At 57.4% G+C, this 24,103-nt stretch carries 17 protein-coding genes; 9 read left to right on the forward strand and 8 right to left on the reverse strand.

Going from position 1 to position 24,103, the window contains the following annotated elements:
• Positions 1-8 precede the first annotated feature (8 nt).
• Positions 9-1,373 carry an APC family permease gene (locus IH404_RS15395; protein ID WP_194438315.1) on the reverse strand — a complete coding sequence of 455 codons (1,365 nt, stop codon included), beginning with the start codon at positions 1,371-1,373 and terminating at the stop codon, positions 9-11.
• A gap of 199 nt (positions 1,374-1,572) precedes the next feature.
• Between IH404_RS15395 and IH404_RS15400 the strand changes: the two genes are divergently transcribed.
• On the forward strand, positions 1,573-2,358 hold the full coding sequence (locus tag IH404_RS15400) for a LuxR C-terminal-related transcriptional regulator (RefSeq protein WP_005788457.1): 786 nt from the start codon (positions 1,573-1,575) through the stop codon (positions 2,356-2,358).
• 2 nt (positions 2,359-2,360) lie between these two features.
• Here the strand turns inward: IH404_RS15400 and IH404_RS15405 are convergent, their stop codons facing one another.
• Positions 2,361-2,813 (reverse strand): M10 family metallopeptidase C-terminal domain-containing protein, encoded by a 453-nt coding sequence (locus tag IH404_RS15405; protein WP_005788458.1) that lies wholly within the window; start codon positions 2,811-2,813, stop codon positions 2,361-2,363.
• Positions 2,814-3,570: 757 nt separating this feature from the next.
• On the opposite strand from IH404_RS15405, the gene IH404_RS15410 reads away from it, so the two are divergent.
• Positions 3,571-3,843, forward strand: a complete 273-nt coding sequence (locus IH404_RS15410) for a DUF1652 domain-containing protein (protein ID WP_005788459.1) — start codon at positions 3,571-3,573, stop codon at positions 3,841-3,843.
• 80 nt (positions 3,844-3,923) lie between these two features.
• Here the strand turns inward: IH404_RS15410 and IH404_RS15415 are convergent, their stop codons facing one another.
• Entirely contained in the window at positions 3,924-6,368 is a 2,445-nt protein-coding gene (locus tag IH404_RS15415) for a UvrD-helicase domain-containing protein (RefSeq protein WP_194438317.1), read from the reverse strand.
• A gap of 218 nt (positions 6,369-6,586) precedes the next feature.
• Between IH404_RS15415 and IH404_RS15420 the strand changes: the two genes are divergently transcribed.
• Positions 6,587-7,282, forward strand: a complete 696-nt coding sequence (locus tag IH404_RS15420; RefSeq protein WP_005788461.1) for a pirin family protein — start codon at positions 6,587-6,589, stop codon at positions 7,280-7,282.
• Positions 7,283-7,397: 115 nt separating this feature from the next.
• Here IH404_RS15420 and pgm read toward each other — a convergent pair whose 3' ends face one another.
• The 4 genes from pgm to IH404_RS15440 all read right to left on the reverse strand — a co-directional run bounded on the left by pgm (position 7,398) and on the right by IH404_RS15440 (position 13,737).
• Positions 7,398-9,041, reverse strand: a complete 1,644-nt coding sequence (gene pgm, locus IH404_RS15425; protein WP_005788462.1) for a phosphoglucomutase (alpha-D-glucose-1,6-bisphosphate-dependent) — start codon at positions 9,039-9,041, stop codon at positions 7,398-7,400.
• A 105-nt stretch (positions 9,042-9,146) separates the two neighbouring features.
• Positions 9,147-10,550, reverse strand: a complete 1,404-nt coding sequence (locus IH404_RS15430; RefSeq protein WP_194438319.1) for a PLP-dependent aminotransferase family protein — start codon at positions 10,548-10,550, stop codon at positions 9,147-9,149.
• 36 nt (positions 10,551-10,586) lie between these two features.
• Positions 10,587-12,011, reverse strand: a complete 1,425-nt coding sequence (locus IH404_RS15435; protein ID WP_194438320.1) for a hypothetical protein — start codon at positions 12,009-12,011, stop codon at positions 10,587-10,589.
• Positions 12,012-12,714: 703 nt separating this feature from the next.
• Positions 12,715-13,737 (reverse strand): zinc-dependent alcohol dehydrogenase family protein, encoded by a 1,023-nt coding sequence (locus IH404_RS15440; protein ID WP_005788465.1) that lies wholly within the window; start codon positions 13,735-13,737, stop codon positions 12,715-12,717.
• A 268-nt stretch (positions 13,738-14,005) separates the two neighbouring features.
• Between IH404_RS15440 and IH404_RS15445 the strand changes: the two genes are divergently transcribed.
• Complete coding sequence (locus IH404_RS15445; protein WP_032875232.1) at positions 14,006-14,920, forward strand: LysR substrate-binding domain-containing protein; 915 nt, start codon at positions 14,006-14,008, stop codon at positions 14,918-14,920.
• 731 nt (positions 14,921-15,651) lie between these two features.
• On the opposite strand, the gene IH404_RS15450 is transcribed toward IH404_RS15445, so the two are convergent.
• A complete protein-coding gene (locus tag IH404_RS15450) occupies positions 15,652-16,434 on the reverse strand; it encodes a hypothetical protein (RefSeq protein ID WP_194438322.1) in 783 nt (260 codons plus the stop codon).
• Positions 16,435-17,120: 686 nt separating this feature from the next.
• Here IH404_RS15450 and IH404_RS15455 point away from each other — a divergent pair.
• The 5 genes from IH404_RS15455 to IH404_RS15475 all read left to right on the forward strand — a co-directional run bounded on the left by IH404_RS15455 (position 17,121) and on the right by IH404_RS15475 (position 24,092).
• Complete coding sequence (locus tag IH404_RS15455; RefSeq protein WP_194438324.1) at positions 17,121-19,469, forward strand: AAA family ATPase; 2,349 nt, start codon at positions 17,121-17,123, stop codon at positions 19,467-19,469.
• 3 nt (positions 19,470-19,472) lie between these two features.
• Positions 19,473-20,570 (forward strand): endonuclease, encoded by a 1,098-nt coding sequence (locus IH404_RS15460; protein ID WP_242462610.1) that lies wholly within the window; start codon positions 19,473-19,475, stop codon positions 20,568-20,570.
• Positions 20,571-20,860: 290 nt separating this feature from the next.
• Complete coding sequence (locus tag IH404_RS15465) at positions 20,861-21,589, forward strand: AraC family transcriptional regulator (RefSeq protein ID WP_005788479.1); 729 nt, start codon at positions 20,861-20,863, stop codon at positions 21,587-21,589.
• 182 nt (positions 21,590-21,771) lie between these two features.
• Complete coding sequence (locus tag IH404_RS15470) at positions 21,772-22,836, forward strand: SDR family oxidoreductase (protein ID WP_087945285.1); 1,065 nt, start codon at positions 21,772-21,774, stop codon at positions 22,834-22,836.
• A complete protein-coding gene (locus tag IH404_RS15475) occupies positions 22,833-24,092 on the forward strand; it encodes an aminotransferase class III-fold pyridoxal phosphate-dependent enzyme (protein WP_194438326.1) in 1,260 nt (419 codons plus the stop codon). Before IH404_RS15470 ends, IH404_RS15475 begins: the two co-directional genes overlap by 4 nt.
• The last annotated feature ends 11 nt before the right edge of the window (positions 24,093-24,103 follow it).

Genomic DNA, 24,103 nt, shown 5'->3' on the forward strand with positions numbered 1-24,103 from the left:
CCCACTCCTTACAATTTCTGAAAGACCGGACTCGACCGGCCACTGATGCAATACAAAATCACCGACAGCGCCAGCAAACCGATAATGACCATGATGTCGCGCATCGACGCCTCAAGGATCAAGTTCACCAACAGATACCCCGCGCCGAGCACCGCCAGCACGGCCGGCAACGGCCACAATGGCATGCGATAGGGATGTTCGCGATCACGCAGCAGCACCCGGCTCATCAGCGCGCTCAGCGCCACCACCAGGTACACCAGCATGATCAGCAACACGCTGAACGACGTCAGGTCCGCCAGGTTCGAGCTGAAACTCAACAGCGCCGAAGGAATCGCCAGGAACAACGTAGCCAGCCACGGCGAATCCCAGCGCGGATGAATCCGCGTGAACAGCTTGTTGATACTCGGCGTCCAGAGTGCATCGCGTCCGCTGCTGAACACCACCCGGCCGATCTGGATGACAATGGCCACAATCGCGTTGAACACCGACAGGAAAATCCCGGCACTGACCAACCGCGACAGGGTTTCATTACCGTGGCTGGTCAAAAGATAGCCAATGGGGTCGGGGCTGCTGATCATCTCACTCAGGGACGGCGCGCCGATCAACAGTGCGGTGATTGGCACAAGTTCGATCACCACCACCAACCCCAGGGACCACAGCACCGCCTTGTGTACCCCCTTGCCGCCGCATTTCATGTCTTCGGCCAGCAATACCGCCGGGCCGTAGCCATTGAATGAGAACAGGCCAATACCGACAGCACCGATCACCAGGGCCCAGGGCGCCAGGTGCAACACGCCGTTTTCGACGATCTGCGGCTGGAACAATACGCTGGCCGGCTGCACCGGGTTGCCGAAGCCGATCACCACAATCACCAGCAACGCTGCCACTTCCAACAGCAGGCAGGTGCCGGTAATCCAGGCATTGAGCTTGATATTGAGAATGCCCAGGGCGTAGCTGCACACCACGATCACCAGGGCGACAGTTTGGGAGTCGAAGTTCGTACCCAAGGCATTATTCAGATAAGTCGCCGCACCAGTGGCCAATACCGGCGGGATAAACAGCAACATCACCAGCACTGTCAGGAACGTGGCGTAGCCGGCCATGCCACCAAACACGCGCTTGGCATACACATACTCGCCACCGGCACTGTTATGGGCGCGGCCGAGTTCGGCGTAACAGAAGGCGAACATCAACGCCAGCAACCCGGCCATCACAAACGCCAGGAACACGCCGCTGCCCGCTTGCTGAATGGCGAACGGGGCGATCACAAATACGGAGCTGGCCGGCGTCACCGCGGAAACGGTGATAGCCACTACATCAAAGACGCTCAAGGTGGGCTTGAGCAGGCCATCGGGCGTGGGGGTAGCGCTCATATCGTTATCCTCTGTCGTTGTTTTTGGTGTGAGGCAGAAACGAAAAATGATGTGTGTGTGCGGGATATGCTTCCCGTTGAATAGTGGTGACGTTATCGGCTGACGGGCCGGTAGGCCAATTCCCCTATTGGCGTACTCCCCTTGACGGTACCGGCTAAAAGCCGAACCCTTGGCCGATCTTTTGAGGGGAGCCAGTGATATGAGCCTGTTCCGGGAAATCGGCATGCACGCGGGGTTGGGGCGCACCTTGTCACAAATCGGCACCGAACGGTTCTGGAAGCAATTGGTGCTGTTATTGCACCAATGCCTGCCCTTCGATAACGCCCTGGCGATTTTCTACCCGCTGGACGGCCCGCCCCAGGCCCTTGAGGAGTACGACGCCCAGCCCAGCAGCAAACCGGCGTCGATGCTGGTGTACCTCAACGGTCTGTACCTGCTCGACCCGTTCTACCAGGCGTGCCGCGAGAACTATGCCAGCGGCGTGTACCGCCTGGAGGAAGTGGCGCCGGACCATTTTCGCCAGAGTGAGTACTTCCTCAACTACTTCCACGACAACGTGCTGGAAGACGAAGTGCAGTTGATCCTGCAATTGCCCGGCACGGGCACGCTTTCACTGTCCCTGGGCATGCAGCGACGCTTCAGCTTCGAGGAAACCGGGCTGTTGACCACACTGGCCGCTTGGGTGCTGCCATTGATGCAGCAGCACTGGCAGCAAAGCACTCAGCGAGCGCCGGCAATAGATAGCCAGATCCGGGACGCGCTGAGTCATTTCGGCAGTGGTGTACTGTCGGACCGCGAGCTGGAAATCGCTCGCCTGGTGTTGCGGGGGTTTTCCTCCAAGGCCATGGCCGAACGCCTCAAGATCTCGCCGGACACGGTCAAAGTGCACCGCAGGCACCTTTACGCCAAGCTCGATATCTCGTCACAGCCCGAGTTGTTTTCACTGTTTATCCAGTCGCTGGGGCATGACCTGGAGAACCCGTAGGCTTAATCCGAATGGAAGAAATTGATATGCTGCGGCAACAGATTTACACCATCAACGCGTACGGAAAAGTCCGGCCCTTCGGCATTGACTTTGATAGTCAATGTACTCACGCCGAACGCGTGGCTCAGTTGCACATCGCCCACCTCCACAGGCGGGCCTGGTTGAATATTGATTGCCGATATAGCGTGGTCCTTTAACATCAGGGACACATCGATCTCATCTTCTTTCGGATTGAAATTCAGGATCGTGTCCGGATCATCGCTGAGGGAGTCGGTGCTTTTTTCATATTTGAATGTATTGGCACCCTGACGCCCCACCAGCTGGTCGCCCCCTGCCCCGCCGACCAGCACTGAAGGCTCGCCGCGTCTGGCCTCCAGGCGTTCGCGCTGGTCTGTGCCACGTAACTCGGACTGGGTCCATGTACCGCCGATGGGAAGGCTTTCTATGGAAGACATATAAGTCACCTGTTGATAATCAGTTATGTGAGAGTGTTACGTGTTGCGGCCGAAATCTCTCACAGTGACAACCGTTCTTTCCATTCGGAATAGTTGACAGAAAATGTCTTAATCATGACGCCATTATTTATTTAACCAGTGGCCGGTTAATTATCTGAAAAGTGTCAATTAACGTCCGGTGCGATATAGACCGACGTTGCACAACTTGATAGCAGCCAACGTAACCACGATGCGAAGCGAGCCGCTCTTGATCTTGATCTGCTTTTGATCTTGATCTCAGGCGCCCCCCCAAATCCATGGCGGATTACGGGCACACCGAGCCCAGGCGAGGTGCCGAGTGGTGGGGCAAGAGCGTTTTGCTTACTTTTGCGCTCTTTTCAAAAGTGAGCCGCTGTAAAAGCGGAACCAATAGCAGCCGTTACCGCAGGAATGGATATGTACTCGGTCTGATCCAGCACCCTGGTCGGCCCTGAGGCCGCCATCGGGAGCAAGTCGAATCCTGCGCCAGCACAGCGACCAAAATGCTTGAGATTGCCTAAATCTACCCGCCCCCCACAATGGCCAGACGACCATTCGAAATAATGGCCTTTTGCCTAATCTGCTGTAGGACATGATCCACATCAAAATCAGGTAAAAGAACCGCCGAACGGGGCCAAAAAACTCACCTTGTACTTGCGAACGAATGCTATTTTTAAACTCTTCGACGTCTTGACCAACGAAGGTCCTGACCCCTGCCGCGAGCTAAAGGAAGCGCTCAATGAACAAGGTGGGCAACATGAACAAAGTGACTTTTCCCAATGCGTGCCAGTTGATGCGCTGGCATTTTCATCCGATGGGTTTCGAGGGGAGTATGGACGCCCCCGGCAGCATGATCGCCCGCCTGTTCGACCGCGCCAGCGGTGAAACATTGATCGCCATCGCCGGCATACCTTGCGCCACAGTGATGAACGCCGCTGATGTGGAACGCATCATCGAGGCCGTGGAGGATGAGCTGGAGTGTTTTGTGCCGCCGTTGTCGTTGCGGGCCTGAACAGCATTTGTCAGCCGCCGATTACCTGATGCGGGAGGAGACAAGCCCCTCCCACATTTTGCTGTGTGTCAGCTGAAGGTTCAGCGCTGATCGTCGAAAAACGCTTTCTTGCCATCCACCCGCTCGGAAGCCCTGGGCACGTTTACACCCTGGCCCTCCGGCTTTTCCACATACCAGTAGCAGTGGTTGACCGCTCGGGTAATACCGACGTAGGCCAGTCGTAGTATTTCGTCCTTTTGCGCATTGTCGTACGGCTCGCTGTCACCTTCCTTGCCCAAGCCCGCCATGCGGTAGACCTGGTTTTTGTAGGGCGAGCTGGTGAGATGCTGGCAGTCCCCAAGCAGAAATACTGCATCGGCCTGAAGGCCCTTGGCGCTGTGGTAAGTGAGCTGTTTCAGACGGCGCTCGTGGACCGGCAAGCTAGAATCCACATTAACAACAGACTGAATATGCTCTTGAATCAGCAACTTATCGCTGCTTTTTCGATAAAGCATCAAGACCGTATCCCCGCGTTGGTAATGCTCCAGCAACCGCCGGCCGAGCGCCGCGTCGTCGCGCTCCAGCACGGTGACCGGCACCAATGCCTTGGGCTCGCCACTGGCCTTGGCCTTCTTGCCGGGGATAGCCGGTGCGGTGCGCACGATATGCTCGGCCGCGTCGATAATGTGTTGGTGGCTGCGGTAGTTCTCGCCCAGCATCACGCGAGTGGTGCTCGGCGCGACAAATTCCTGGTTGAACTCCATGAAGTACTTGGGCGAGCTGCCGCGCCAGCCATAAATCGACTGCCAGTCATCGCCGACACACAGCAAGGATGAGCGTTGCGCCCCACGCCCGACGTGCATGGCCGGGCCGCGACTGCGGATTTCCCGCAGCGCGGCACGGATCCACGAGACAATCTGCGGCGATACATCCTGGAATTCGTCGATCATCAGGTGTGACATCGGCCGCAGCAAGGGATCACTGAGCAGCTTGAGGTTCTCCGGGGTATTTTCGCCAAACAGGGAAAACATTCGGTTGTAGGTCATGATCGGCGGTGATTGATCGAGCAGGTGGTCTTCCAGGGCCTTCCAGAAAATGCTCAAGGCCTCGAAGAACAACCGATCCGGGTCGTCCTTGGCGAAGCTCATCTGGCCCACAGCCGTCGGTACGTCCAGCCCGAGGTTCTCGATAAACCCGGCCGCCATGACAAAACTGTCCAGCAGCGGCGCCGAGGCGAGTTCACCCTTGACCTTGTAATCAAAGCCCGGCCCGGCCGTGGCCTCGCCGGCCAGACTGCTTAAAAGGCGCCTGGATGACTCGTAGTTATCAAGCCATATCAACGGCTTATGGCAGAAAGCTTGAAACAGGGTGCGCTTTACCGCCCACTCTGCGCGCACCGATAGTTTTGAGTTTGGGCGGCTGATCCCCGCGTTTTCCCGCGCATCGAAACCCAATACGACCCAGGCATCCAACTGCGGGATATAGCCGTGGCAATGAAACTTGGCACCGTTGATTTCAAAAGTCTGACGGCTGGGTTCGATGCCTTTGATCGGCCAGGCGCCCGCGCGGAACCACAGGTCCTCGATCACGTCGCAGAGTTCTTCATCACGTTTGGCCGCCAACTCGGTCACGGCCATGCGCTTTTGCACGTCCGGATGATCGCGCTCAAGCTCCTTGAGCTGCAGGCCCTGGCGAGCCAGCGGCGCAATCAACTCGCGAAAACGCGCATGATGCCCCTGCAAACGGTGATAACAGGCGTTCATATGCTGGCGCTGGGCATCACTGATACGTAGATCGAAGGCATTGCTATCGGCGTCTTCGAAGCCGCCACTGAGGTTTTCAAAGGCTTGCAGCCGTTCAAAACCCGGCAGGCTGCGCACCATCGGCAGGATACGCGAGTGAAACGTACGCACCACCGCCTGGGCTTGTTTCAGGTCAAGGGGTTGGCCCCACAGGCTCAGAATCTCCATGAGCTTGTTGATGAAGTCCTTGCGCGACTCGCGGGTGAACGTCACCACGGTCATCGAACTCAACTCAAAACCCAGGTAATGGGTGAGCAACAAGATACGCAACACCAGGGAGGTCGATTTACCTGCGCCGGCGCCCGCAATCACCGAGGTCGAGGGCGTGTCGCTGAAGATCATCTTCCACTGCGCTGTGCTCGGCTGCGCGTGGGCTGGCAGCAGGCGCGCCACATCCGCCTTCATGCGCTTCTTCACATCGGCGGTGAGCGGCAATCGCCAATCGTCGAACAGGCTGTCATCCACACCGGGCGCTCGGTGCTCATCAGGGCGAAAGTCGCGAATCAACAGGATCTGCCGGCCCTCTTCAAGACCATCGGCCTTGCCCTCGCGATACCCATATTCCACACCGGCTTCATGCCCATTGCGAAAACCGTCGGCCTGGCCATGCAGCCAGGAAAACCGGTGCTGCGCGCGCAAACGGGTGAGACCATGGCCGAACAGGCGAGCGGCCAGCCGCTTCAATAACGGCATTTCAGCCAAGGGGCGCAGTTCAGGGGGCAGATCAGGCTTTTGTTGCGGCACGCGGACTCCTGCGATGAGCTTGGCTTTGACAAGGCCGCCATGGTCGCCGGAATCGGCGCTCAGTTCCAGCCAATTGCTTTGCTGTCATGGAGTTAGGCGATGAAGTGAAAGTTGAAGCAGGTTTCAATGATCGAATTAATGGATAGGAATCAGGCATTTTTTACGCTTTTTATCGATCATGCGCTGCTGGATGATGGGCTCATTCACAGGAGACGATCATGCTTGAACTTCGACCTTTCAACACCCTCGGCGGTGCCCATCATGGCTGGCTCGACGCCCATCACCACTTTTCATTCGCCGAATACCACGACCCCGAGCGTATGCACTGGGGCAATTTGCGGGTTTGGAACGACGACATCATCGCGCCTGGCAGCGGTTTCCCCCAGCACCCGCACCGCGACATGGAAATCATCACCTACGTACGCGAAGGCGCAATCAGCCATGCCGATAACCTGGGCAACAAAGGCCGCACCGAGGCGGGCGATGTACAGGTGATGAGTGCTGGTACCGGGATCGCCCACAGCGAGTACAACCTGGAAGCCACCCCCACCAAGATCTTCCAGATCTGGATCATCCCCAATGAGGCCGGCTTACCACCGTCCTGGGGTGCCAAGCCGTTTCCGCAAGGTAATCGTGAAGGCTTTGTGACGCTGGCCAGCGGCAAGGCTGGCGACAGTGAAAGCCTGCGCATTCGTGCCGATGCACGCTTGGTGGCGGCGAACCTGAAAGTTGGGGAAAGCGCCGAATACAGGCTGGACAACGGACGCCGGGCGTACCTGGTGCCGGCAACCGGCGTAATTGAAGTCAATGGTTTGCGCGCACAGGCGCGAGACGGCGTGGCCGTTGAGGATGAGCAAGTATTGCGGGTGACGGCGATCGAGGACAGCGAGATCGTGCTGGTCGACCTGGCCTGATCTTGCATCATGCTGCTATCTAATGTGGGAGGGGGCTTGCTCCCGATGAGGTTATGCCAGTCAACACATGTGTGACTGACCCACCGCTATCGGGGGCAAGCCCCCTCCTACACAGTTACTGGGAAATTGCGCCGTCTACCAGCACCTGCGCCTCTTCCACCAGCTGCTTGAGGTGTTCTTCGCCGATAAAGCTCTCGGCGTAGATCTTGTAGATGTCCTCGGTACCCGATGGCCGTGCGGCAAACCAGCCGTTTTCAGTCATGACTTTCAAGCCGCCAATCGCCTGGTTGTTGCCCGGGGCATGGCTGAGGATCTGCTGAATGCTCTCGCCGGCCAATTGGGTGGACGTCACCTGCTCCGGCGCCAGCTTGCCCAGCAGGGCTTTCTGCGCCGGGGTCGCCTTGGCATCCACGCGAATGGCAAACGGCTCGCCGAGTGCATCGGTCAGGCCACGATAGATCTGGCTGGGATCCTGGCCCTTGCGCGAGGTCATTTCCGCTGCGAGCAGGGCCGGGATCAGGCCGTCCTTGTCAGTGCTCCAGACCGTGCCGTCCTTACGCAGGAACGAAGCACCGGCGCTTTCTTCGCCGCCAAAACCCAACGAGCCTTCGAACAAGCCATCGGCAAACCATTTGAAGCCCACCGGCACTTCATACAGACGCCGGCCAATACGTGCAGCCACGCGATCGATCAGGCCACTGCTGACCACGGTTTTGCCCACCGCCGCATCGGCTCGCCAGTCCGGACGGTTCTGGAACAGGTAATCGATGGACACCGCCAGGTAGTTGTTCGGCGCCAACAGACCGCCGGAGGGCGTGACGATACCGTGACGGTCGTGGTCCGGATCGCACGCAAACGCCACGTCGAAGCGTTCCTTGAGACCAATTAGGCTCTGCATGGCGTAGCTGGAGGATGGGTCCATGCGGATCTGTCCATCCCAGTCCACGCTCATGAAGCGGAATGTGGAATCCACTTCGGTGTTCACCACCTCCAGGTTCAGGCGGTAGTGCTCGGCAATCGCCGACCAGTAGCGCACCCCCGCCCCGCCCAATGGATCAACGCCCAGGCGCAGATCAGCGCTACGGATTGCATCCATATCGATCACATTGATCAGGTCGGCCACATAGCTGTTGAGGTAGTCATGGCGATGAGTGGTGTCCGCCTTGAGCGCCTGGGCATGAGTGATGCGCTTGACCCCAGCGAGCTTGTTGGCCAGCAGTTCGTTGGCTTTGGCTTCGATCCACTTGGTGACGTGGGTATCGGCCGGGCCACCATTGGGCGGGTTGTACTTGTAGCCACCACTCTGCGGCGGGTTGTGCGACGGAGTGATCACAATGCCGTCCGCCAAGCCGCTGGTACGGCCGCGGTTGTAGCAAATGATGGCGTGTGAGATCGCCGGAGTCGGCGTGTACTCATCGCCTTCAGCCAGCATGACGTGCACGCCATTGGCAGCCAGCACCTCCAGGGCACTGGCACCGGCCGGCGTGGACAATGCATGAGTATCCAGGCCAACGAACAAAGGCCCTGTGATGCCCTGGGCTTCACGGTACAGGCAGATCGCCTGGCTGATCGCAAGCACATGCCATTCGTTGAAGCTCAGCTCGAACGAGCTGCCACGGTGCCCGGAGGTGCCAAAGGCTACACGCTGGGTAGAGATTGCTGCATCAGGCTGGCCGGTGTAATAGGCCGTGACCAGTCGCGGGATATCCACCAGCAGCTGAGCCGGTGCCGGTTTGCCCGCAAAAGGACTGATAGTCATGCATAAACCTCGGAAAATAAGGATTCGGAAAAAATGACAGTTTACTCAGAGTTGGACTACTGAGCGATGTTATCGATCCCACAATTCGGAGAGAAGTTTCATACATTAATCGGTCTGTGCCTGGAGCAGCGCCTGAGCCAGCGCATTCAGGACAATATCCAGATTGGGGTGGCCGCTGAACGTATGACTCAAGCGCATATGCTGGTGATGCAAGCCAAAGAGGCTGAACAACTCCCCTGGCGCAATCACGACCTGCTGGGCGAGCATGCGCTGGAACACCAGGCGCATATCCACCGGCGCCACCGACTGCAACCAGAAACTCGCCCCGGCGATAGGCATTCGATAACTCACACGCCCTTGCATATGCACATCCAACCGATGGCTCATGGCTTGCGCCTGTTCCTGAAGGCGCTGGCATAACGTCTGCAGGTGCTGATCCAACCGCCCGCTCTCATAAAGCCGAGCAATGGCGCGTTGCCGAATGGATGAAAGTCGAAATGAGCGCAGCAAAAACTGGCGCTGCAACTCACTGCCCATTTGCTGCGTCAGTAGGTACCCAAACGGCGCTTCTGGCCCCAACACCTTTTCGAACGAAGAAAACACAATCAGCCGCTGCGGGTTGACCAGATTGCGCAAAGCCGTCTGCGACGACGCGAAGCTCAGCTCGCCAAACGTGTCGTTTTCCAGCAACCAACAGGCGTGCCGCTCCAGCAAATGCGCTACTTGCAGCCGTTCGGGTAGCGTCAGCGCATTACCCGAGGGCATGCTGACCACGGAGGACAGCAGCACAAGGTGCACCGGTTCGTGCTTGAGCAGGTGCTCGAACGTGGCCAAGTCGAAGCTGCCATCGGCGTGCCAGGGCAGTTCGATAACCCGCACGCCAGCGCTCTGTAACAGGCGCAAGACCAGGTAATCGCAGGGCGATTCAGCCAGCACCACCGTGCCCTCGAGGCCAAGCGTGTCGATCAGGATTTGCAGTACGCCCTGAAGATCGGCGCCGATATACACCTCGTCGGCCTGCCAGCAATGGCTAGGCGACGAGGTATAACGGGCCGCCAATGCCGCCCGTAATTCCCATACACCACAAGGTTGCGACGGTTGCAGGTGGTGTGGATACCTGCGCACCAGCTGGCGCTCCAGCGCAAGCAAAGCGCCATCCAGTGAACCCAACAACGCCGGCTCATCACCACTGAGCACAACCATGGTTGGTCGTCGCGCCGCCGCATACAGCCGCTCAAGCAAGTCGGCGCCCGCCATGACCGGCGGGTTTGCCGCCACCGGCCAGGCGAAATAGCCAGACTTGGCCACCGAGTAGACCCGCCCTTCCTTTTCCAGCAAAGAGTAAGCGTACTGAATCGTCGAGATCGACACGTTCATCCGTGTCGACAACTGACGCAACGACGGCAACTTGACCGGCGTTTCCAGGCTGACTTCGTTGATCAGGTTGATCATGTAGCGATACACCGCCTGATACGCGAAGTCAGACTGCCGCTCTCCCCTCAGGTTCATCGCCGCTCACCGGCATCTATGCGCCAATGCACGGTGCTAGCGCCCCGCCACTTGGGCGATTCGGGCCTCGGGCCGGCTAAACAGTTGTTTGTGGATACGAGAGCCGTGCGCAGCCTGCAATGTTCGCTTGCGATACAAATGCTGCAATAAGGCCAGCGGCAAACCACTGGTGTCTACCAGCCACTGATGCAACATGTCCGCAGCAGGCTTGCCCTGCAGCGCCTTGTGCAGTTCGGGCAGTGCCACCAACATGCCGGGGTGGCATTGACGCAAGAAGCCCTCCAGCCGTTCGCCATGCTGAACGAAAGGCGCGAACAGCAGGCAAGTCAACTGACTTTCGTCCAGACCAAAAAACGCCTGGGCGTAGGTGGTCGACAATACCCGCCCATCCGGGCTGGACGCCTCGGTGATCAACTCAATGGGGACGCGTCTGCGCAGCATGTAGTCTGCCGCGTGGCGAACAAAACCTTCGACACCGTGCTCGTAGGACAGCTCACGCAGGCATTGGGCCTGCAAGCCATACAAATGTGCCATGAGCAATGGGTTTGGATAGGCTGGATGGCTGAACTGGAACTCGAACGGGTCCCGCTTGTGAACCAGAAACTCCGTAAGCAGCGGCGCGCGGGCGACGTCGACATCGTCGAGCAGGTCGGCAATACCGATGTAGGCCAAATGCCGGTGCCCGCCCCGGCCTGGGCTCTCGGTGCCCGCGTAGTGCTCGCCATAGAGGTCGTGGTAGCAGCCGACGCTCCATTCTTCCATGCGGGCAAACAACCCGTTGAGCGATGTCGGCTTGCCGGGCGCGAACGCGAGACCGGTTGCCAGGGCATTTTTCTTCAGCCACGCGATGTATTGGCTTTGCTTGCGCACCGAATCGCCGCTGACCACCGCGTGCACACCGCCGTTCCAGGTGGCGACCCGCTGATAGAAATCGCCAAGGGCCAGATACGTGTCGTTGCACAGGATGGCGCGGATGTCCCCGGACGTCAGATGCCCTATCATCAGCATATTGCGCTGGCTGACTTCACGCCCGGCACTGGACGCCGGGCGCTGATGATTAAAGGGCAGTACTTCATGGTTTTCGACCATCAGCAGTTCCACCCGAGAATCATCATGGAAGAACAACGCGCCATAGCCCTGATGCAGTGAATCAAGCGTTGCCTGAGTCATTCCCGGATGCCGCAACGTTGCCACGCGCAGATGAAAAGTCTTGGGTGCACGCCCGGCGATGCTCAGTTGCGCCGCGCGCAACAGCGCCAGGGTGTAGCTGCTGACCTCACCCCCGCCGTGGGCAATCAGCACTTTGTAGTTGCCTACTTGTTCCATGCCACCGGCCGCTACCACAATTCGCTGGATCAACAGTTGCAGTGCAGTACGTTCGTCACGGGTAAAGTGCCCGACCAACCGTTGCAGAACTTGCTGGTAAACATAGTTCATGGCTTGCTCATGAATAGCGCTCATCGTTCTACTACCTGAATTGAAATATTAGCTTCAAGCAATTATCAACTGTCATTGCTCGACCCATTACATCTATAAGTTTGTCGTCAGTTGCATCGTGCGAGGTTGATTCAACATTAGCACCCTGCAACAAAATCGCAGGACCGCTCACCGGAGCTGTCAATGGCGCTATCGATGCCGAGCCGTGGGCGTGCGAGGCCTCCAGCGCGACTGGCCGCATGTCTTAGGAATATTCCGACAACGCCCTACACCACTTTAACTAAGCAACTAAAGAAACGTCCGACGCATATTAGTTATCCGCTCATTGTTGGCTCAGGCAAAGCGGCTGCGTATTTGTTTTGCACTTTCGAAAAGGCGACCCGTGCATCGTTAGTTTCAGAGGTACGAGACGTTAATGTCAGGTATTCAATCATTGCTCAATCCTTGAGATGACAGCGAAGACACAATTATCGGCACTCAAATAATGATTAACAGATACAGAACAACGCCTGAAAGCAGTTCAGATGGGCAGGCGACCGAACTTTTTTGGCGCGCACACAACAGCGCCGCGCTGGAATTCAGGGCGGCGTAAGGAAAAAAGGTATTGTTTGCGGGGCGCAACACCCTCGCGGCGGCTCAACCCCGATGCGGGTTAAGCCCTGTCAAATGGCGCATTTGCCTCATAGCCTCAGACGCCAAAGTATTCTTTTACGAATACTCCTACAGCTCAAACAGCTTCAACCTGCAACGCCACACGCTCGCGACACGGGCATTCGTCCATGTATCGATGCGCTTCGACGAACTTACCGAACGGAAACACCGTGGTTTTCAGTGGGACCAGCACCCGATCGGCCGTCAGTTGGTTGATCTCACGCAAGGCGCGCTGCACTGCCACCTGATCCTGGATGATGCCCAGTTCCGGCTTGCCGGTGAAGTTGCCGATACAGTGCACGAAGAACTGAATGTTCTTCTGGAACGCCGCACAGGCCGGGAACGGCGTCTGGTTGCCGCCTTGCAGGCCATACAGCACCAGGCTGCCACGCGGTGCCAGCACATCACCGAGCAGCGACATCTGCGGGCCACCCAGGCCATCGAATACCACGTCCACGCCACGATTATCGGTGAACTTGTTGATCTGCATGAGCAGGTCTTGTTCTTCGGTGACGATGACTTTTTCCGCCCCAAGGGACAGCAGGTATTCGCGCTCGGCACTGTCTTTGGTAGCGGCAATCACCCGCACACCCAAGGCCTTGCCCAGCTGTACAAACGATGGGCCGGAACAATGGCTGGCATCGGTCACCAAGGCAAACTGCCCCGGTTTGACCCGCGCCAGATCCATGTAGGCAAAGTAGGCAATCAGCAACGGCGTGTAGTGCACGCTGGCTTCAATCGGGCTCAACACATCCGGGTACCGGGTCAGCGCCGAACGGGGCAGGACGATCTGCTCGCCGTACACCGGGTAATCATTGGGGCTCTCGGCCGGAAAACTGGCCACCTTGTCGCCCACTGCCAAGTCATCCACGCCGTCACCGAGGGCGACAACAACGCCGGCCATTTCATGACCAAGGCCCGAAGGCAGGCGTGCATGGGAAGACGCCAGGTTCTGGCGCCACAGAATGTCGTACCAGCTGATGCCAATTGCCTCGACACGCACCTGCACTTCGCCCGGTGCGGGCTGCGCGGCTGCATGCTCTTCGCATTTGAGCACCTCGGCCGGACCAAACTTGTGAAAACGGATCGTGCGGGACATCGCAAACCTCGTCAAAGTAACCTCTAATGCCATGAACTTTATCTGGGCTTTCCAGGTAAGACCACCGGTCGCCATTAATAGTCGACATGTCTGTCATTGATTCCGCGAAGGAGGAGCAAACCTCAACTATCGTAGGAAAAATCAATTAGCCGGTGCAGAGTACCAGCCTTTCCCCGTAAGATTCATGCCGGTCATGCTTCTGAATAGGACCTTATGGGTTCCTGTGTGACCGCTCACATCAAGTTTGCAGACTCTTCCAGGACACAAGATGAACCGTAACGACCTGCGTCGTGTCGACCTTAACCTCTTGATCGTATTCGAAACCTTGATGCATGAGCGCAGTGTGACCCGCGCCGCCGAGAAATTGTTCCTCGGCCAGCCGGCCATCAGTGCGGCCTTGTCTCGCCTGCGTGGGCTGTTCGATGACCCGCTGTTCGTGCGCACCGGGCGCAGCATGGAACCCTCGGCCCGCGCCGTGGAAATCTTCGCCCTGCTCTCCCCGGCCCTGGACTCGATTTCCACCGCCGTCAGCCGCGCCGCCGAATTCGATCCCGCCACCAGCACCGCCGTGTTCCGCATCGGCCTGTCCGATGACGTGGAATTTGCCCTGCTTCCGCAATTGCTCAAACGCCTGCGTTCCGAAGCCCCCGGCATTGTGCTGGTGGTACGCCGCGTCAATTACATCCTGATGCCCAGTCTGCTCGCCTCTGGTGAAATCTCCATCGGCGTCAGCTACACAGCCGACCTGCCGGCCAATGCCAAACGCAAGGTACTGCGGCGCAGCCTGCCAAAACTGCTGCGCGCCGACAGCGTGCCCGGCTCGCTGAGCCTGGACGACTTCTGCTCACGCCCCCATGCATTGGTGTCATTCGCCGGCGACCTGAGCGGGTTTATTGATGAAGAGCTGGAGAAACTCGACCGCAAACGCCACGTAGTACTGGCCGTGCCGCAGTTCAACGGGCTCGGCACCTTGCTGGCGGGCACCGACATTCTGGCCACCGTGCCGGATTATGCGGCTGAAGCGTTGACCGCGGCGGGAGGGTTGCGCGCCGAAGACCCGCCGCTGCCCGTGCGCTCGTTTGAGCTGCATATGGCATGGCGAGGGTCGCAGGATAATGATCCGGGGGAGCGGTGGTTGCGGTCGCGGATTCAGATGTTTTTTGGGGATCCTGAAAGTCTCTAGGCGTCGCCGGGCACGCTGATCATTTCTGCCTTTCCACAAACCATGGAGCTCCATTCACTTCCAGTGGATTAATACGTTGGGGCATATTTGAGGGCATGCTTTGGATAGGTTGGAAAGGATGCCCCCAGCCTGAGGACCAACAACCCCTTTTCTTAATAGTCATACGCTACTGCTAGCAAACCGCCATCGAGTGCAATCCGATCAAATCAGTCTTTCGATTACTATTTTCTGGCCCCTATGAAATATTGCCGGCCCGGTGAAGGAACACGATACGTTCCTCCCACCGAACATAACGGTATGACCAAGCGTGACGGAGACCAACACGAAAATTCGGGCTCGTATTGTGTAACTGCGTCGAGTCGATGATTCTGACCTGGGATCTCACTGCGGTTCTCCTTGTTTGCCATTGGATCTTCAGCCAGTTGATCATGTGGTTACACGAGGAGGACTTGAGCGTCTGTCTGAGTCGGAGTAGTGGTGTTTAGCGTCAATCTCGAGAGAACCCGTACCCCGGCCCGGCAGAAGCAGTCAAACGTAAGCGTGCGCCCTCAGCAAGGCCTCCCTTGAGGGAAGATCGCCGGTTGCGTGCTGTCCTCACGCTGCCAGTGAGTCACGTTGAGCGGTGCACGATCGAGGCTTTCTTTGCATCGATGCAGCGCCACCTTGATGCCATTACCAAAGCACTCAGCCATGAGGGTTGGAAATTACTCCTGCGGGATTTCATGCAGGCTTTAGGAAAACTCTACATGCAAAATTTTGTAACCCAAACCAACATCAATGGCCGTCAACACCGCCTTAAACCCACGGCGAATTAATATCTCCATCTCATGTCCTGTACGTCTATTTGAAAAAGTGCTGTACACATAGACCGGATTGTTAAAAAGGCTTGAAATAGTGATAAGCCAAAGATGGAACTCCCCGCCATTTTTACGCTGAGCCTCATCGGAAAACCAAGCCGCACGATAGGCATTCAAGGTCGTGGAAAAAGCTCTATCGACGCCAATGGTCGCTCCAACTTGCAGTTTCCCAGGCCAATGACCTCCATGAAAAAGCTTTTGCCCAGCGCATAAGGTTGGGAGCGATGCCAGTTCAAGATCCAAACTTTCAGCATCGTGTTTGCAATCGCGGTATTTTTCTATTTGAGGAGAAGTACTCAAAGTAGGCATACCACTAAGCCAACTACGATAGACGCCAGTGTTCAGCTTTCTCTCGAGCTCAGATGTGAAAATGTTTCCATCAGCCCCACGTGTACTAGCAGCGTGATTGGCAAATTCAACAGCGTCATTTGCAACCAGCCTGGGCCGTAGCGACGCTACCGGAAAGCCAAGCTTTACTCGTTGAGCATGCAACGCTACTTCCCTAGGATGATGCTCACCCTCACTTAGAGGGTAAAAATCTAGCAAAGGTAATTTATGCATGGACATACCACGTTCAGGCGAAAAGATGGCATTTTGCCTTAAAACGGCGCGTAATTGTAATAACGCGCTAAATTCGATCGCGTACTGCCAGCTCAACGAAGGCCTGTTCCCTGCGCATTTATGCAGAATTCTGTGCACCGTATAACAGTCAAACAAACATCCGGAACGTCTTCACATAGCGTTCGCCCTCGGTAGACGACTGAACGCTCTGCTGCAAGCTGCTTGAAACCATCTGACGCCGCGTTTCGCTGTAGAGTCCATGATCGTCGAGAGGAACAATTGCAGGCATGCGCGAGAGCTAAGCTTTTAAAGCTTCGCACAGTTGCTCTTGCTCAATTGCATCAAACCCTCCGTCGAGCCCGCTGAAGACTGTCTTGTGCCAGCTCGGTCCTGCCAGAAATTTCCGTTTGAAATCGCTCGTGTAGTGCATGCGATTGGGGGCAAATCAGGGGGCTGATCCGCGGCAGGCAAACCTGTCGTCTTTAACCAAGGTGTGCCAGCACGAAGTTCAACAAACGATCAAGACCAACCGCAATGTTGCTGGAAACCTGAGCGACCGAATCTCCATCGCGCTCGCTGAGCGAAAGTCTGCCGAGATCTGAAGACAGTTGCCGAGCCGCCCGACACAATCCGCCTGACCGACACCCTCGATAGGGACGCGGTGACTGCGTCGTCCAAGATGAGGCTTCGATGGCTTTTCGGTAATGGCCCTATGCTATATTTCGCGCCATCCATTTGGCGACGACGTCAGCCGTTGCTCGCCGCATCAGGGAAGATAAGCAATGCAACGATTTGCCCGCAGTGAAATACCCCCACCTATTTTCCGCGAAAAAAGATTCACGTTGGCTCGAAAGGAGTTGCTTGAACTCTTCACACTCGACACGCAAGAACTCTCACAAACCCGCATTACGAGAGAAGAACTGAGTCTGGATTTGAGCCAGGTCGGCCCCGTTCACGACGCGTTGGTGCAGCTGTTTCACGGCAAATGTGCATTTTGCGAAAGCCAGGATCTGACCATCCCCTACCGATTTCGAGCGCCGTCATCTGTAATGTCGGCCATGGGAATGGTGCACTCACACCTCTACTATGTCTGGCTCGCGAATGCCTGGGAAAATATCTATCCCATCTGCATCAATTGTATTCCGCGCCAACCTGCGTTCTTTCCTGTCGACGGCAAACGTGTGCCCATTCCAAGCCTGGAGCAAATACGCCGGTATGCCGAAGAGGATCTTGGGTCATGGCGCACCTCCGGGCCACGTGAGTCAGCCGTTTTGCTCGATCCATGCATTGACCGGAATTTTGAGGGACACCTTTTTCCCTCCGTTGATGGCGAACTGCTGCCACTGAGTCAAAGGGGTGATACCACCATTGCCAATTTCCGCTTGGACCGTCTCGACTTGAATAAGGCGCGTGCCGCCAGACTTCGCCAGTATCGCGAGACTCTATTGGCGCCCGATCGAAACCAGGCGAATTTACGCTACGGCAATTTTAAAAATTTATTTGACTTCCAAGAACTCGAATTTGGTGGCCTGTGGTACCTGCAATGCCGGCTCATCGCGCGTTACCTATCGAAAAAAGTTGGCATGATCATGCCGACCGGCCGCTTCCACATAACAAGGACCCTGAGAACCCTGCTCTTTACGGGGAACTACAAGCTGTCGCATGACCAATTAAAGAGTTGGATTGAAGAGACTGATTTCGGCCGCCTAGTGCATAAGACCCTGCCCACGGAATATGGCGTTCCACCGCCCGCACCGGTGATCAAAAAGGCCGTCGTACCGCGGGTTTACCCTTCTTTGCACTCGTTGCAGTTTGACCACTTCAAGGTCATCGAGCACCTCAAGTTGAAACTTGATATACCCACCGCCCAATCGCAGTTGAACAACGCTGCGTTGCAACCGGCACTGTTGATATTGGGTGAAAACGCCACTGGTAAAAGCTCGATTCTCGAAGCCATTGCGCTCGCGCTCAGTACCCCTGAAACACGTAGGGCCTTGAACCTGACGCCAGGCTCGCTCGTGCTCTCCCCTGCACACCTGGGGTCAAATGACACGCCCACTCAATTCGGAGCAAGCGTGCGACTCGGGTTTGACGCGGGGCGTGACAAAGTGTTGAGCATTGACAATGCCGCCTGTGAACAATTCGGACCACGGCTTGTGCCACCCGTGTTTGCCTATGGTGCCTTTCGCCAGTACCAGAAAAAAACTCCGCCGGCCTTTGAACCCGCTCACGGGATCATCAACCTGTTCGAAACCGAACGCCTGCTCGCAAATCCGGAACAATGGTTACTTGGGCTCAAAAGCGAAGATTTCAATGACGTAGCACGTGCGTTGAAAATCATCATGTCCGTGGAAGGCGACATCAAAGTCATCGAACCCGCCCCCGACGGCAAATCCTGCTTGATCGTTACGGCGCCCGCCGGTGTGGTGACCAAGACACCGCTCAATGATGTGTCCTCAGGTTACCGGACCATCCTGGCAATGGTGTGCGACATCATGCAACGGTTGATGGATCGGCGCCTAAACCCCGACTTCCCGGGCCTTGAACATGCCCAAGCGGTGGTGTTGATCGACGAAGTCGAAGCGCACCTGCACCCACGCTGGAAAATTCAGATTATGCAGGTGTTACGCCGGGCATTGCCCAAGATCACGTTTATCGCCACCAGCCATGACCCCCTCTGCCTGCGCGGCATGCAGGACGGTGAAATCGTAGTGCTCCAGCGCCGGTCCAGGGCCGCCGGGGCCAATACCCAGTACGCGACGTGTATTGAGCAACTGCATGATCTTCCCGACTCCACGCAGTTAACGATTGAGCAGCTGCTGACATCCGACTTTTTCAATCTGACGTCTACCGACCAGCCGGCAACGGAAAAACAATTGGCCAGCGTTGCCGACGTGTTGAATAAATTAAAAAGAAAAGAGACGTTGACCGACGAAGATGAGCAGGTCATGGAGTATTTCGAAAAGGAGATCAAGGAGGCTCTTCCCATTGGCACCAGCGAAGCCCAGCGCGTCGTTCAAGAGGCTGTCGCCCAGTTTCTTCAGGAACGGCAGGAAAAGCCGTCCATCGAGTGGGACGCGATAAGAACAAACGCCAAGAACAAAATATTGAACGTCCTCAGGAACTCTTGAACCGTGCGCTTCGTTGACCGATCCTTGATTGAAAAGCCCCGTGCAATGCGGCCGAGAAAGACAACCATCAGTGCTGCGGCTCAGGAACTTCTGGACTTGACTGCCCATTTTGGAAAAAAGGCCGCCGCGCTTAAAGTTGCACTGGCGGCTGATGATCCGGTTGCGGCTGCCGCCGCTGTGGTGCAGGAGTTCTCAGCGAAAAAGCCGCCGTTCACGACCTACCGGAAAGACTCAGTCAAAACCCAGCTGTACGCAATATTTCATGGCAAATGCGCGTATTGCGAAACATTCTACCCCGCCGTAGCGCCAGTCGACGTGGAGCATTACAGACCCAAAGGAGGCGTGAGCCAGGATGCTGATCATCCAGGCTATTGGTGGTTGGCAATGGAGTGGGAAAATCTGCTGCCTAGCTGCATTCATTGCAACCGGCTGAATAAACACGCAACGCCAAAGCTATCGACCCAGCTCGTTGAACTGCGCGCTGACGGCACAGGCTTCAGTGAGCAGTACAAGGTCACCACGGGCAAGGGCAACCACTTTCCAATCCTGGGGCCACGCGCTACGCCAGCCTCAAGGGATTGTTCAACCGAATACCCACTGTTGCTCAACCCCTGCCTGGATGATCCCCAAGAGCATTTGGCCTTCCATGTCGACCGCAAAAAACTCATCGGGCTGGTGTTACCCAAACCGCACACGGGTGCGGGGCTACCGGCGCACGTTTCAACCACGGACCTGCTGCCAGCGTTTGCAGAGGAAATCGATCAGGCGCTAAAAGATAAGCTCAGCCTGCGCGGCGCCGTGTCAATCCACACCTATGGACTCAACCGATTGGGATTGGTCCAGGATCGCACGCGTGTGTTGCGCCAACTCGCCTTGCTGGAGGAGTCGGTGAAAGACCTTTGCGCCATGATCCAGAGTCTGGAAGCACGCGTAAATGATCCCTTCGCGGTTGAAAACAAACGCATCATCACGCGCATGGAGGCACTGGTAGAACGCACAGCGCAGCACATGGCGGATATGGCCAAGCCTCAAGCGCCCTACTCGACCATGGTTCGCGAGTTTTTACAGGGCTTTGAGGCGCGCCTGGTTGCCGTTCCCTAGGCTGGATCAACACATTTTCAACGCCTGGGCAATCTCGATCGCCAGTGCATCACATGCGAATGGGGGCAAAAATGGGGGCAAACCAAAACTTTCTCGGCCTGAAAACGCCGTGCTAGAGCCCAGTCAAAATGTTTTTCTGGGATCCGGATAGCCTCTAGCAAGCGTCGGCTAGATATGCACTCGCTGTGCAACGAAAAGACAGCAACCCAGCGTCGCGCTTGAATCCAGCCCTGCGCAGGCCTACCCTGCACGCGTCAAACAATCACCCAACACGTCAAGGAAGACTTCAAATGTGGGATGGCAGCGTTACCTTTGGCGACTCGTGGGCCGGCTACATTGGCCGTGCGGATCAAAACACTGCTCACTCCCATGTCGCTATCCAACTGTGCATCGGCGTAGGTCAACCCGCCACCCTTGAGCTGCCCGGAAGGGTGCTCCGTGCGGCAGGTGTGATCATCGGCCCCAACGTCGAACACCGTGCCGTGGCGGAGAGTCATCCGGTAGCGTTCTTATATGTCAGCCCGGACACGGCGTTGGGCCGTGCACTCAATGCGTTGCTCCAGGACGATGGGATCGCCCTGGCCAGTGATGAACTGCTGGCGTGCTTTCGTCGTAGCACATCCCTGTCGCACTTTGTCGACGCCCTCTCGCGTTTGCTGGCAATTACCCCGCCGATCGACCATAGGCTCCACAAAGCCCTGAATATTCTGCGCCTGGACCGCGACGGCCCAGGTTGCGTCAGTCGCGCTGCCCAGGCGGTGGGGTTGTCCAGCCCCCGGTTGCGCTGCGTCGCCACCCACCAGATGGGGGTTTCCCTCTCCCAGTGGATCATCTGGAACAAATTGGAACGGGCCTCCAAATCCCTGGCCGGCGGTTCGACGTTATCGGACGCCGCCGCCGACGGCGGTTTCTCCGACCAGGCGCATCTGGCTCGCATGATGCGCCGCATGATTGGCATGACGCCGCGCACCGCCGCTGAGGTTTTGCGTAAGACAAGCGTTTCGTTCAAGACGCACTGATATCAAAACGCCAATATCGATCGCATCTTATTCGCGACAACGTTAAGCGCTGATCACCTCCTCCCAGAGCACCTCAGCGCCACCGAAAGTGAATAGAAGAGTGTTCGCCCGGGGCACCTGTGCCTGCAATTCGGCGAAACGCACCATGAATTCTTTCGATGAGTCCGCAGGAAGCGCCCTACATGTCAGCACAGCAAAAACTAACCGTCCTTCTCACTGGAGGCTCAGGGGTGCTCGGTGAGTCACTGATCGACTGCCTGGCAGAGGACTTTCACCTGGTCTGCCTGGCGCGCAAAAGCCGTATCCGCGATCCCCGAGTGGAAGTGCTCAAGGGTGATATTTGCAGCGCTGACCTGGGCTTGGCCAGCGACGTTTATGCGGCGCTGGTTGAGCGTGTCGACTGGGTGATCCACGCCGCGGCGGTGACGCGCCTGGACGGTGATATCGATCAGATCTTCTCGGTGAACTACCTCGGCACCGAAAACGTCGTGGCCTTCGTGCAGCAAGCCAAGGTGCCGCTGTATCACATCAGCACCGCCTTTACCCACCCTTGCGACTATTACGAAGGCGTGCAAGCGGAAACGCCATACGAAGTCGCCAAGCGCCAGGCCGAAACCCTGGTGCGCTCGGCTGGCATCGATGTGTCGATCTTTCGTCCGTCCATCATTATCGGTGACGCCAGCACCGGGCATATGCCCAACTTTCAGGGTTTCCATATGACCATGGGGCTGATGATGTCTGGCGTACTGCCCATCGTACCCTGCCCGCCTGCTGGCTATGTCGACCTGATCGCCCGTGACGTCGCGGCCCGAGCGATTGCCAACGCGCTGCACCAGCGTTTGATCGGCGACGACTACTTTCTCACCAGCGGCCCACAGGCTCTGGATCTGACGGGGCTGCTGGACCTGATGTGCCAATCCATGGAAGCCCAGAGGCAACCCTTCACACGGCCACGCTGCATGGCGCCGGATATTTACGAACGGTTGATCCGCCCGGTATTTCTGCCGGCGCTGAGCGGCAATATCCAGGCTGCCCTGACCCGTGCCACCCAGTTGTGCCGCTATGCCTGCCTGCGCACGCCACTGCCCACTTCATTGCCGCAGTTACTCGGTGAGCCGGCGTTCAGCCAGCGTGATGTTGGCCGCGAGTTGCTGCTGTCGCTCAACCACCTGGCACCCAAGCTGGGGGCACTGACGCGCATGCTCAAGCAGCCGGTGACACCGAACACAGAAGTGAGCGTGGCATGAACCCGACAGTCATCGAACCCACCCTCGACGCCGCACAGGTCGACCAATACCTGCGCCAACACGTCAACTCGGGCTACGCACGCCTCGCTTCGCTGATGAACCTGCCGATCGAGCAATCCAGCCGTGGCGTCTACATCTACGACGAGCAAGGCCGTCAATACCTGGATGCAGGCGGCTATGGCGTGTTTTTCCTCGGCCATGGCCACCCGGTCGTCGTGGAAGCGGTTACCCGGCAACTGCAGCAAAACGCTTTGGCGAGCAAGTTGTTGCTCAACCCGCAACAGGCCTTTGCTGCCCACGCTCTGGCGGCACTGTGCCCGGGTGACCTGGACTATGTGTTCTTTTGCAATTCAGGCGCCGAGGCCACCGAAGCCGGCTTGAAACTTGCGCGCCTCAACGGTTGCCGCCGTACGCTGTCGACCTTCGGGGGGTTCCACGGCAAGACCCTCGGCGCCCTCGCCGTCACCGGCCGCGAGAGCTACCGAGAACCCTTCAGTGGGTTGCTCAGCGACAGTGAGTTCGTGCCGTTTGGCGACAGCGTCGCACTTGAGCAGCAACTACGCGCATCGCCGGACAAGGCCTGCGTGATCCTAGAACCGATCCAGGCCGAAGCCGGGGTAATTCTGCCTCCATCGGGTTACCTCAGGCGTGTGCGCGAGCTGTGCAATCAGTATGGCGCCGTGCTGATTATCGACGAGATCCAATCTGGCCTGGGCCGCACCGGCTATTGGTGGGGCTGTGACCAGGAACAGGTGGTGCCCGACATCATGCTGGTAGGTAAAAGCCTGTCCGGCGGTTGCGTACCGGTGAGCGCCATGGTCGCCAGCGCCACGATCTATGCGCCGTTCAATCGCAACCCTACGGTCCACACCTCGACCTTCGGCGCCAACCCGCTGGCCATGGCGGCCGTGCAGGCCACGCTGCAAGTGATGGTGCAAGAAGACCTGGTCGCGCGTGCCCGGCTACTGGGCCAGGACCTGCACGCCCGCTTCAGCGCGCTGTTGCAACAAAGAGGTTGGGCCGAACGTGTGCAGCTGCGCAGTGCAGGTTTGCTGTTGGGCTTTGAGTTCGCCGAGGCCTCAATCGCCGCCAATATGGTCATGGCCCTGATCGAGCAACGCATCATTGTGTGCCACTCGCTCAATGATCATCGCGTGATAAGGCTCACGCCGTCGCCATTGCTGACGGCCCAGGATTGCAACTGGTTGATCGACGGCTTCGCCCAGGCGCTGACCACTTCCATGCCATCCCTTTAAATGGAGTTTTC

Source organism: Pseudomonas sp. OST1909 (assembly GCF_015277575.1).
Lineage (GTDB): Bacteria > Pseudomonadota > Gammaproteobacteria > Pseudomonadales > Pseudomonadaceae > Aquipseudomonas > Aquipseudomonas synxantha_A.

Excerpts from the sequence above, each read along its gene's own strand:
- pgm (WP_005788462.1), bottom strand. The coding sequence starts at position 9,041 with ATGACTATCAGTCCTTTTGCGGGCAAACCGGCACCGGCTCAGCTGCTG.
- IH404_RS15470 (WP_087945285.1), top strand. The coding sequence starts at position 21,772 with ATGTCAGCACAGCAAAAACTAACCGTCCTTCTCACTGGAGGCTCAGGG.
- IH404_RS15405 (WP_005788458.1), bottom strand. The coding sequence starts at position 2,813 with ATGTCTTCCATAGAAAGCCTTCCCATCGGCGGTACATGGACCCAGTCC.
- IH404_RS15445 (WP_032875232.1), top strand. The coding sequence starts at position 14,006 with ATGAACCGTAACGACCTGCGTCGTGTCGACCTTAACCTCTTGATCGTA.
- IH404_RS15395 (WP_194438315.1), bottom strand. The coding sequence starts at position 1,373 with ATGAGCGCTACCCCCACGCCCGATGGCCTGCTCAAGCCCACCTTGAGC.
- IH404_RS15475 (WP_194438326.1), top strand. The coding sequence starts at position 22,833 with ATGAACCCGACAGTCATCGAACCCACCCTCGACGCCGCACAGGTCGAC.
- IH404_RS15465 (WP_005788479.1), top strand. The coding sequence starts at position 20,861 with ATGTGGGATGGCAGCGTTACCTTTGGCGACTCGTGGGCCGGCTACATT.
- IH404_RS15435 (WP_194438320.1), bottom strand. The coding sequence starts at position 12,011 with ATGAGCGCTATTCATGAGCAAGCCATGAACTATGTTTACCAGCAAGTT.
- IH404_RS15430 (WP_194438319.1), bottom strand. The coding sequence starts at position 10,550 with ATGAACCTGAGGGGAGAGCGGCAGTCTGACTTCGCGTATCAGGCGGTG.
- IH404_RS15440 (WP_005788465.1), bottom strand. The coding sequence starts at position 13,737 with ATGTCCCGCACGATCCGTTTTCACAAGTTTGGTCCGGCCGAGGTGCTC.
- IH404_RS15410 (WP_005788459.1), top strand. The coding sequence starts at position 3,571 with ATGAACAAGGTGGGCAACATGAACAAAGTGACTTTTCCCAATGCGTGC.
- IH404_RS15420 (WP_005788461.1), top strand. The coding sequence starts at position 6,587 with ATGCTTGAACTTCGACCTTTCAACACCCTCGGCGGTGCCCATCATGGC.
- IH404_RS15400 (WP_005788457.1), top strand. The coding sequence starts at position 1,573 with ATGAGCCTGTTCCGGGAAATCGGCATGCACGCGGGGTTGGGGCGCACC.
- IH404_RS15455 (WP_194438324.1), top strand. The coding sequence starts at position 17,121 with ATGCAACGATTTGCCCGCAGTGAAATACCCCCACCTATTTTCCGCGAA.